Below are 10,609 nucleotides of genomic sequence, written 5' to 3' on the forward strand. Positions count from 1 at the left end.
CGCGGAAGGCGCAACGCGGAACACCCGAACGTGATCTCTGCAGACGATCGGCGCGTGGCCGCTCGTCACAATCGTCGGGGCCGCAGAGCTCAACCGACCTCGAACCGTTCCACGCGTCTGTGCCAGCGGCTATACTGGAAGGGCCCTGTGAGCGCGGTAGATTGGAATGGCTCACAATCGTCCGGCTCCACTAGCGTGGCTGCAAGTGACTCATTCTAAAAGGGAGAGATGACCGAGTGGCTTAAGGTGCACGCTTGGAAATTGCTCTGACGGTCTGCGATGGCGTGCTGCAGATTTCCATTACCGTTGCAGAACCAACGATTTAGCCGCGATTGCGTCACGTCGGTCGATCAGCGTAAACCCCGATAGATCTCGCCCAATCGACAGGGTCACGTCACAGTTACGTCACAGTCCGCGGGGCGTTGAAGGAGCACGCCTTCAGGCGTGTTGCGTTCAAACCACTGGGACCCACGATTCCGTCTGCGGCTGAGATCTCGTCAGGCGGTCTTCGTCCGAACCACCAGATCAACGTCGCAGTTGAGCACCTGCAGCAGGGCCAAGACCTGATCGACAGACTTGCGGTAGTTCGTCTGATCGAGAAGGCGATACAACTGCGCCGCAGACGTCCCGAGCCTTCGCACGATCTCGCGCTTCGAGAGCGGGCTCTCTGCGACTCGCTTCTGTGCTTCGAGCGTCAGTCGGTACAACAGGAGATCGCGGAGGAGCGTTGGATCCTGGTTGTACTCGAGCACCTGCTCGACGTGCACCGTGCCGGTGCGGCCGGAGTGGAGCACGTAGGTAAACGCCTCCCGGCCAGCCTCCGGGTCGACGGAGAGCTCCGTGACCGGGTCTTCGGTCGTCGGTGTCGGCGCCGCCTTCGAGAACGGGAACACGAGCTTCTTCGTCGAGGTGCCGACCTCGAACACCTTCTTCCGATTGTTGTGCCTGACAGAGCGGATCTTCACAGCAGCCCCTCAGCCTCCAGCTCGCTGATCAGTTCCAGGATGCGCCGCGTCGCCGCGCCTTTCATCGGTTTCTGATTGTCCAAATCCCACTTCACGATCAGCTTGCCGTCGCGATAAACGTGCACATGCCGCGGCGGGTGATCGCCTTTCCACGTGATGAAGACGTACCCACCCCGCCGATACTTGCCCACCGATGTAAGATGTTACCATAGAAGGTAACAGTTACCGCGCGACAGCACTCCATGGCACTTTCCAAGAAGAAGAAGACCATCACGATTGCGCTCGCCCTGGCGGACGATCGGCTGCTCTCCCGAGCTGCCCGCGAGCGTGGGGTTTCGCGCTCGGAATTCATCCGGCAGCACGTCGCTCGCGCGCTCGAGCAGTACCGCCGGCGTCCCAAACCGACGAGTGCGGGCATCGTCCGCGCGCTGACAGAGCGGGGCGACGAGCGCGAGCTGTTCGGTGGTGGCCGATAGCTCGCCGAGTGACTCGGCATCCCGTCGCCTGGCGACGCGCGTCCGCCGACGACTGCGGAGAGGAGAACGTTAGCGTCGGCGACGAGCTGCACGGCGCTTGTTCCGCGACGCCTCGAAGTCGTTCTGCACGTCGTCTTCGGAGGCCTTTCGTCGTTTCAGCTGCCGGGCTACGTCCCTGCTGAGCATGTCGTACAGTTCGTGTTTCAGTTCGATTGGAAAGGTGACTTCGGGCCGAGGAAAGAAGATTCCGGCCAGCCGTCCGCGCCGGGTCACAAGGATCGGTGTCCTCGAGCGCAGAAGGCCCGCTGCTTTGTCCCGGAACTCCCTGACCGTGCTGATCCTCATGTGGCCAACCCTGGTGACCATTATGCGACGGCGGCGGTTCTGGACTGCGAACACCCGTGGCCTTTCAGCCGAGAACGGCGGCGGGCCGGCCGACGGTCCTCACGAGGTTACGACTTCTTCCCGGCTGACGGGACACCTGGCGCGACGGGCGCATCGGGCCCAGTACACACAACGCGGCCCTCGCGCCAGATCACCGCGTACTGGCCGAGTTTGCGCTTGCGTTCGAGCGCTTCGGCCACCGCCCGCTTCAGGACATCCATGACCATGGCCTCGTGTTCGTGTCCTTGCGTCATGACCGTCTCCGCGAGGCGATTCCCATTCTCCGGCAGCGACGATTGTGGCCGTCCGACAAAGCTACGCCACGACTGGCCACTCGGCGCGTACTGCGCCTCGGCCTGTTGTATGAGGCATGATCCGTTGGGGCCACAACGCTGCCGATGTTAGCGCCGTGGACGGCTGATTGCTAGTTTGGCCGTCGGCTGATCGCTAATTCTACAGGCGGCTATTGCCAGGACCGGGTTCCGCGGGACAGGCGGGTGCCGGACTCGACCACGAGGGTGGCCCGCCTGGTGACACGCTCCTGACAGCGCGGGCGGCAATTGCAGGCCACTACAACTCCCAGCGTTCGCGCCGCATCAGGCCGAGCAGATTGATGCACGGTACGCCAAGTTCACGGCACACGTCCGGAATGTAGTGGTCCTTGGGCGGCTTGCGCTTTTCAGCTGCTGACGTCTCTTGTGACACGACGACACCGTTTCGGATTTGTGCGAGCGCGATCACGTACGCGTCCGCGGACTGGTACGGGCTCTTTGCGTCCAGCAGGTCGGGATACATCGCCTCGATCGCCGCGCCAGCCTGCTGAATCTCTGTCGTCAACGGAACGAAGAGACCGGCCGCGCCCTTCGCCCACGCCTGCAATCCTGGAGTCCCGACCGAATCGATTTCCTCTTTCACGAGGGACACAGCTGCGCATTCGCCCGCGTCAATGAGTTGTCGGAGCTTCTCTTCCAGCGATCGAAAAACGTCGAGCGGGTAGTACCTCGCCTGCCAGTCCATGAACATGCTTGTGTCGAGCGAGTACATGGGCTGGTCGCCGGTCAATCGCCGCCATCCACAACGGACGCGCCGGCGGCGCCGCTGGTCAGTTCGCCGCGCAGCTTCTCGATATGGTCGAACCTGAGATCGAGGTAGCGGCTCGCATCGACAGCAGTGATCCGGTTCGCGTCGAGTGCTTCGAGCACGAGCTGGACAAACGGCCGGCCGGCTCGGCCAAGGGTCTTGTCAACGGGAGACGCGATCCCACCCCTGCGCGGCTTGAGCGACAAGACGTAGTCGTTCCAGTCCGCCCGCCACTGACGGTAGCCGTCCCAGCTCATTGCTCCCGCGCTGCGCAGCCGTGTCGCCATCGCAAGCGGCGTGACGCGGAACCTGGCGGCAAGCGCTCGCACCCTCGCAACGTCCCAGCCATCACGCCCTACCGCTGTGCCCCTGAGCTGCTGCTCCAGAGCACTCTGCGGAATGATGGCCTCGCTGGCCGCCTCCTCGGCGAAGCGCTCGACCTCCATCCATTGGGTGTCGCTCCGAGGCTCACGCAAGGCAACGGTTTCCTCTTTGCCTAGCGCCAGGGTGATGTGAACGAGCTCGTGGAGGAGAGAGTAGATGCGTGCCCCAGGCGAACTCTCCTTGCTGTTGATACCGACCGCCGGCAACGGAAAGTCGAGCACGGAGACGCCGCGCGTCTGTTCGAGAGGCACCTTGGGGAACTGAAAGACCATGACGCCGGCTTGTTCGACGGCCGAACGCCATTCGCGCCACGCCTGCCACTCGTCCCGCCAGCCCAATTGCTGCTCGATGGCCACGCCTAGCGTTTCACGAAGACGCTGCCCCACTGCTGTTGGGCCTTCGGAAAGGCGGGCGGTTGTCCGGAACTCCGGAATCGTGAATCCAAGCTCCTCGTTGAGCTGGATGGCCAGCTCTCTGCGCTGCAACATCACGCGGAGTGCCAACCTGAATTCGGGTGATTCGACGCCGGGACGCACGCCAGGCAGCCGGCGGTACTCCGCAGCCAGGGGCGGAATCGACGGAGGTTGCGGAAGGAAGAAGACGCCGAACGGACGATGGTAGTACTTGGCCAGCTCCTGGGTCTGGCGCACGGTTGGCTTGCGCTCACCGCGCTCCCAGGCTTCGAGCCGATCGAGCTTCACGCCCAGACGCTTCGCCACGATCTCTGCTGGGTAGCCGCTCTGCTCCCGTGCCCACGCGAGTAGGGTCGGGTTCACTTCGGCTGGGATGGCGAGGGACATCGTGACCAGTTTATCCTTCGAAGTAGTCGCTATCCGAGTCTCAGGTGGCTAACGGAAGAACCGGGGGGCCGACGCGCTCGTGCCCGATGATGGGATCATCAGCTTGAGGGCGTTGGTCACTCAATCACACCGACTCCCCGTCGGCTGAGACGGCTCGTCTGAGCGTCGCCTCAACTTCATCCGGCGAATCGTTGTCTGGGGCCGGTGGTGCCCATTCTCTCCTCTCCACTAGGCTCGGAATGCGGTCTGTAGCCCCGATCGGTTCGATACCCATTGCGCCAAGGCGCTCCAGCAGCTCCGCCAGCACGTCGTCGCGGTGCAGCGACCACGTTGACGCAAAGCACCGCCAGAATGTCCATCCCGCCCTCTCCAGGACTCGCTGCCGTTTCGTGTCATCCTGCCACCGGTCAGGGCCGTGGTACTCATCGCCGTCGCACTCGATCGCGAGCCGCGTATCGCTAGCTCCCTCTGCGACCATGTCGATCCGATACGCTCCTGTCTTGACCTGCGGAACAACGCGATAGCCGAGCGCCGTGAGTGCGGTGAACACCTGCCTCTCGAACCCGGACTCGCAACGGTCGATGAGGTTCTCTTCCTCGGTCTCCTCGGTGACCATCGGTTTGTCGAAATGAGCCAAGAGAGTCAACCGCAGATCCTTATCCGACAGGTCCGCAGACCTGACCGACCGTACGAGATACATTCGATCTCTTGCTCGTGACGCCGCAACGTTGAACCGCTGGTCGAAGAGGTTCCCCGACAGCGCCTTGCTGTTCGTTGGGTCGACCACCATCGACAGGAACATGATGTCCTTCTCGCTGCCCTGGAAACTGCGCGCGTCACCGCATTCAAAGCGCCGGCGCAAAAGCTCCGCTGCGTCGCACCGCTGTCGAACAACGGAGTCGATGTGCTTCGCTTGTTCCAGCCCCAGGAGCGACACGACACCCAGCGTCCGGCTCTTGAAACGCTCGTCCTTCAGCAGTCCAGTAATTTCATCGGCAATTGCCAGCGCCTCGTACTCGTTGCAGTCGCGCCTGTTGCGCACACCGTCCTTTACGAGCACGTCCACCAAAGGCGGATCGATGCGTTCCGACGGCTTCGGAATACGAAGCGGTCGAATGCCGCCCTTGTAGAACGTCCGATTCGAGTACGCAATGATGGGCGGCACGCATCGGAAGTGCTCACGGAGCATCACCTGCTGAGCGGCGAAGACGCGTGCCGCCAGGTCATACAGCGATTTCTCCGGCGTCATCTCCGTTCCGTACGGTTGGCCGGCGAGAAAGCGATCTTTGAGTTCCTGTATTCGCTGCGAGGCGATAAAACCGGCATCCGGCGAGACCTGCTTATCATCACCGACTATCAAGATCTTCTTGCCGCGCAGGATTGCGGGCAATGCCCACAGGTCGGACTGGCTTGCCTCATCCACGATAACGAGATCGAATGCGCCGATGTCTGCGGGCATAGCCTCAGAGATACGGGCGTGGCTCATGATCCAGCACGGCACCGCGCCGGCGGCATCCAGCATTGCTTCGCGGGCATCCCGCCTGTATCTTGTCGCGTTCGGCCCGGTGCCTTGGCCGATGCGACGGATTGCGGTTGCATAGCCCGCTAGCGCCTGAAGCACTCGAGGCGTCGCGTTCCGCTTGGTCGCAAGCCACGCGGACTTTGCCACCATGTCTTTGTAGAGCCGCGAGAGGCCTGCTTCCAAGTCTCTCCGACGAGCGGCCATCGCGACGAGCTCGTGACGTGCCTCGATGGTCTCGAGATGAGTGCGCACACGAGCCCACGTCCACGCCTTACGCCATGTGGTGGGGAACACGGCATCGTCGACGTTGGCTTCGGCAGCCTGACAACAAAGCCGAGCAGCGAGCCGCGGCGCCCCGGCATTCTGAATCCGTTGCGATAAGTCACGGACCTTGCTGATGTCACTGGCACGACCGGCAAGCCGTTGAAGTTCTGCGCCCAGGTTGCTGTATTCAGCTACGGCTCGCTCTGCCGAAATCTCGGGACTGCCCAGCGTGCGCTCTACGAAGCCACGGAATCGCTCGGAGACAGGGCCGGTTTTGCCGGCGAGCTTCTCTTTCAGAACGGCGAGGTTCGTTACTGCTCGAGAGAGATCGGCTCGAGTCAGGTGACGGAGCAACTGCTCGCGGACGACCGCCAACTCTCGAACTCCTCCAAGAAGTTGCGCCGTCGGTGGCTCATCGAAGACGGCCGCCGCTCTCTTCGGAAGATCGTGATCGTAGTCGGTCGCGAGCCGGTGTGCCTTGTAGCCTGTGGTGGCCACCAATTCAACTGTTCTCACGAATCTGATGCCGGCCTGCAAGGGTGGTGCAGAGAGCCCCTCCGCGATCTCGTTCCAGCGCGTCGCAAAGGACAACACCTGCTCGTGCAACCCGACGTACCGCAGAACATGTGACCAGTCCTCTGAACCTTCAGCAGACCTCCCAGCGATCCGAACGCGTCCCAGATGTTCTTTGGCCTGGCCGTTTCCGAGGGAGACGAATCCGAACGGCTTGCCGCTTGTTGCTCCGCGTTCCACCGCTTGCCGGGTCTTGATGTTCGTTAGCCCTTCCTCAGGGAACTCGACGGGCCGCTTCAGGAATTCGGCTCGCGCTTCGACAATCGCCTCAAGCTCTGGATAGAGCGCTTCGAGTGCCCTTCTCTCCGAAGCAAATGCCGAATCGCGACACTTGGTGCGCAGTTCGAAGGGCCACCCGCCGTCAACGCTCTCCAGTTCCTTTGCGAGCGTCAGAGCCTCTTCCACCCGAGCAAGCAACGCGCGAGCAGCCTGCAACACCTCCGGAGTCGTAGCTCTCAGTCCAATCAGCTCACCACTTGCGATCTGACCGTCGAGCGTCTTCAAGCGAGAGAGAACGTCGTGGAGCTCAGCAATCGCCGCAACGCTTGGCAGGTCTCCCGGAGAGGGGATTGTGTGCCGAGTGTACGCGACGTCTGCCGCAAGCCGCCGCCGGGCAGACCGCAGCTCCTCGGCTTCGTCGCCAGAGAATGGCGGCGCGTGCTCTGTCGAAAGGCTCAGAGGGTCATCGAACCAACCATACTGCGCGCGACCGGAAACAACGAGCTCGGCAAGACCCTGCGCGCGCATGGGCACGCCGTCGATGTCTACGTCGGCAAGTTGTGAATGGGCGATTTCATCAGTCCTTGCGTCGATCCTCGCGAGCTCGATGTGGGCACGATCAATAGCGCTCTGGGTTGTCAGGATGTCCCGCTGCGTCTGCTCTGGATTCAGTTGCGAGACTTGATGCTGGATTGACTCGATCGCTGCTTGAAACTGCCGAACCCCCTCCCGATCGCTGGCGAGGAGCGACACGGTCAACGCTCGGACCCGATCCGGCATCTTCGTTTGCAACACTTCCAGCGCTCGTTCACCGCGAGACGTCACGAGCACGCGCCGACCCGTTGCAAGATAGTGGCAGACGATGTTGGCGATCGTGTGCGTCTTCCCGGTACCGGGAGGGCCCTGCACCGTCACACCGGGGGATCGTTCGAGCCGTTGAATGATGGTTACCTGTTCCTCGTTGTATGGAAGGGGAAAGTACAGCTCTTCTGGCTTGTCTGGTCCGCTATCGCCACGGCTTGAGATGCCTCGAAAACGGACCGTCTCGTATTTGACGGGCTCGTCTGACGGAGAGGTAACGAGGGCTTCCGGTCCGGCAGGAATAGTGCAACCGCTTTCAAGCTTTGCTTGGAGCCGCTTCAGGTCCTCAAACAGATAGTTGTTCGAGCGAGGACGTGACAGTAGCACCCAGGCGCCCGTCACTATGAGATGTTCACCAGGACCTGGACGGGCGGCCCCTGGCACAATCACATCCCGAACATTGCCTTCTGGATCTAGGTTGCCCGCCGCGAGCTTGAGCACGTCTGAGTACGAGGAATTGTCAAAGGGAGAAACCGGCGCGTCTTTGTGGCGTGACAAGTGCTCACGGATCGCACGCTCCACATCCGCAGCGCCTCTGACTTGGCAAGCGATGAAGGCGTCAAGTTCCACGTTCGTGTCGGTTGCGCGCGGACGCACTTCGAGCGCAAGCGTCCGGTCATCCAGCGAGATCTCAACGGCCTGTGTAAGGAGCGGGTACTCGAACGGAATTGACGAGCCGTCGAACTGCAGTTGCCAGTATGAGATGCCAATTCCGCACACGAACTCCTGCGGTTTGGCGGTTTCTTCTGCCTCCAGTTGGTGCTTCAGCGCAAACAGGTCTGCGTAGAGCGTGATCGTTCGTCGACGCGGGCGCTCTCCTTCCGCCCAGGCGTTCCAGAGACCGGCGTAGTCGACGAGTGATTGGAGCGCCTCCGCGCGAACCTGCGCTTCGAGCTCAAGTCTTTCTTGTGGCGTTTTCTCTCGACCCGCCTTCTCGAGCCAATGAAGGAGTGCTGCTTCATCGAGTTCAGGTAAGGGACCCTCCGGGTTCTTGGAGACGCGGAAAAGTCCCTTCTGGCTATCGGGTACCGGCGGCGGTGGGTTGCCCTCGAGGCGCTGAATGCGCAGCCAGATGTGATCGCCGGCGACCTTCAGGTCAGACTCGACCCCCGGAAGCCCGACCAACTCGTCACTGCGCCGCACGAAACCCCTGACCGCGCCAAGCCTGTAGCCGCGCGGATCGACCTCCTTCGCCTGCTCGTGGATGTAGTCGAGCAAGCCGTGGAGCAGCAGTCGGCCGGACGTCCGCTCATGCTGGTCGGTCATCAAGCAGTCTTTTCGGCCGTCCGCCCGTTAACCTGCATCGAAACGGTCGGATCAGTTTGCCTCTAAAGTCAATGGGCTCAGCGATATCTGTAGAGGAGCGCGACGCTGTGACCCGGTGCTTGTCGGCTGGATCGTAGCACTGTAGAGCTATGTTCACGCCTCCTTCATTCGCGGAATCGACAAGCGTCACGGCACAGTTACGTCACAGTCGGTCATCGCGCAGACTGGGCTCTACTCGACATCACGCCTTGCCTTTCAACATCTCCAAAACGTCGGCGCAGGCAACGCTCGCGCGAAGGAGCCGGTCTTGATCGATCTCGCGGACGTGGGCGATCTCGTTACGGACCGGTGCGATCTGGCTGACAGCCGCCAGGAGTCGCTGCTTCGGGTCTTGTGCGCCGGTGAAGCGGGTACGCGCCTCTTGCTGGACATCCGGAGCAAAGAGGATGTTTGGCAACTGCCCGAGGTAAAGGTAGTCGACGATGCCGAGCGGGTCGGCACCTGCGGGACGCCGCGCGAGGTTTCGCGTGAGCGTCTGGCGCTCGCCCTCGGGCACCGCCGCTTCGATTCTCGACGCAGCCGAGTCGCCGAATCGTGCGTAGACCTCACGGACAATCCCACGCAGGGCGCGCTCTGTCTCGGCAATCCTTTGCCACACAGCCTCAGCGCCCGGGAGGAACCACGGCGGCATCACCGGTGGAGCGTCTGACTCGCCTCCAAGCTGGCGGAACGCGACACGGATGATGTCCGCCATTCTTCGCCGCCGATCGCGGAGAAACTCCTCGTACTCCATCGACTCCCATCGCAAGGGCAAGGCGTGCTCCGCACACAGTCGGCCCCATCGATCGTTGTCGATGTTCAACTTCTCCCGCAGACGAGGAACGTAGTCAGCCGGGCCTCGAGCTCCAATCACGCTGTTCTCGTGCCAACCGACGTCAGCCAGGTTGGCGACCTGGTTGATACGGCGACGATCGCGAATCCCTCGAGCGTGAAGCCACGCTTCCGGAAAGAGGTGATGCACTTCGCTGGCGGCGCGCAACCCTTGTGCGGGTGGAGTGAACAAATTCCGGAGATATTGATCAGAAAACAATGCCCGTGTTCCAAGAACGACTTGGGCTGCACGGAAAGCAAGGGCAGCCGGAGCCCGGCCTTTTTGCGTTTCTAGGGCAGACACTAGCGTTTGCGTCCAGTAGTCGTTGGTGAGGGTCTCGCTCAGTGCATCGTCGAGCGCTCGTACGAAACCGTCCGAGTCGGCCGGATCCAGCCTGGCAACCCGTGCCAAGTCCTGTTCAAACATCGTCTCCGACGACCCTGAGTACCGAGCCGTGAGCAGCGTTCCAAACACCCAGCGCGCGATCAACTCGTCGAGCTTGTTCTTGGGAACACCAACCTTCCGGCCGCGGATGTAAAAGGCATAGGCGTTCACAATCGCGTTCTTTGATGCGATGAGCGCCTGGCTCACGAACCCCGCGTGTTGGACTCGAAGCAGGTAGTCCCGCCAGGGCGTTGGCTCAATGCACTCTTTCGCTGCCTCATCGAGCTGGGTCAGCCGCTTCAGGCGACCGGCGGAATCCGTTTCACCCGTCGTTGGATCGACACCGCGAAGGTATCGGTAGACCGCGGACATTCGCGCGCGACCGAACGCGACGCCGCAAACGGCTCGCAGAAGCTGTTGGGTATCGATGGACACGACCGTCCCAAGCGACATTGCCCGCGCGCGCTCCTCGATCCGATCGCGCAACTCGCCGTGGTACACGGACAGCAGTGTCAGAACAAAGTCAGCTTGGCCGAGTCTGGTTCCCTGATTGTTAATCC

At 61.9% G+C, this 10,609-nt stretch carries 7 protein-coding genes; 1 reads left to right on the forward strand and 6 read right to left on the reverse strand.

Going from position 1 to position 10,609, the window contains the following annotated elements:
• Positions 1–497: 497 nt before the first annotated feature.
• Both GEV06_19360 and GEV06_19365 read right to left on the reverse strand, forming a co-directional pair.
• Positions 498–965 carry a helix-turn-helix domain-containing protein gene (locus tag GEV06_19360; GenBank protein ID MPZ20049.1) on the reverse strand — a complete coding sequence of 156 codons (468 nt, stop codon included), beginning with the start codon at positions 963–965 and terminating at the stop codon, positions 498–500.
• The gene (locus GEV06_19365; GenBank protein ID MPZ20050.1) at positions 962–1,156 is read right to left on the reverse strand and encodes a DUF4160 domain-containing protein; all 195 of its coding nucleotides are present in this window, start codon (positions 1,154–1,156) and stop codon (positions 962–964) included. Before GEV06_19365 ends, GEV06_19360 begins: the two co-directional genes overlap by 4 nt.
• A 51-nt stretch (positions 1,157–1,207) precedes the next feature.
• On the opposite strand from GEV06_19365, the gene GEV06_19370 reads away from it, so the two are divergent.
• Positions 1,208–1,441, forward strand: a complete 234-nt coding sequence (locus GEV06_19370; GenBank protein MPZ20051.1) for a ribbon-helix-helix protein, CopG family — start codon at positions 1,208–1,210, stop codon at positions 1,439–1,441.
• A gap of 452 nt (positions 1,442–1,893) precedes the next feature.
• Here the strand turns inward: GEV06_19370 and GEV06_19375 are convergent, their stop codons facing one another.
• The 4 genes from GEV06_19375 to GEV06_19390 all read right to left on the reverse strand — a co-directional run bounded on the left by GEV06_19375 (position 1,894) and on the right by GEV06_19390 (position 8,794).
• Positions 1,894–2,079, reverse strand: coding sequence for a hypothetical protein (locus tag GEV06_19375; GenBank protein MPZ20052.1), 186 nt, complete (start codon positions 2,077–2,079; stop codon positions 1,894–1,896).
• Positions 2,080–2,395: 316 nt separating this feature from the next.
• A complete protein-coding gene (locus GEV06_19380; protein MPZ20053.1) occupies positions 2,396–2,887 on the reverse strand; it encodes a DUF4411 family protein in 492 nt (163 codons plus the stop codon).
• The gene (locus GEV06_19385) at positions 2,884–4,089 is read right to left on the reverse strand and encodes an ImmA/IrrE family metallo-endopeptidase (GenBank protein MPZ20054.1); all 1,206 of its coding nucleotides are present in this window, start codon (positions 4,087–4,089) and stop codon (positions 2,884–2,886) included. The genes GEV06_19380 and GEV06_19385 overlap by 4 nt, the downstream gene beginning before the upstream one ends.
• A gap of 124 nt (positions 4,090–4,213) precedes the next feature.
• Entirely contained in the window at positions 4,214–8,794 is a 4,581-nt protein-coding gene (locus tag GEV06_19390) for an AAA family ATPase (protein ID MPZ20055.1), read from the reverse strand.
• Positions 8,795–10,609: the final 1,815 nt, after the last annotated feature.

This window comes from Luteitalea sp. (genome assembly GCA_009377605.1).
Lineage (GTDB): Bacteria > Acidobacteriota > Vicinamibacteria > Vicinamibacterales > Vicinamibacteraceae > WHTT01.

What these genes read in the sequence shown, in the direction of transcription:
- GEV06_19375 (MPZ20052.1), bottom strand. Translation starts at nt 2,079, where the DNA reads ATGACGCAAGGACACGAACACGAGGCCATGGTCATGGATGTCCTGAAG.
- GEV06_19390 (MPZ20055.1), bottom strand. Translation starts at nt 8,794, where the DNA reads ATGACCGACCAGCATGAGCGGACGTCCGGCCGACTGCTGCTCCACGGC.
- GEV06_19385 (MPZ20054.1), bottom strand. Translation starts at nt 4,089, where the DNA reads ATGTCCCTCGCCATCCCAGCCGAAGTGAACCCGACCCTACTCGCGTGG.
- GEV06_19370 (MPZ20051.1), top strand. Translation starts at nt 1,208, where the DNA reads ATGGCACTTTCCAAGAAGAAGAAGACCATCACGATTGCGCTCGCCCTG.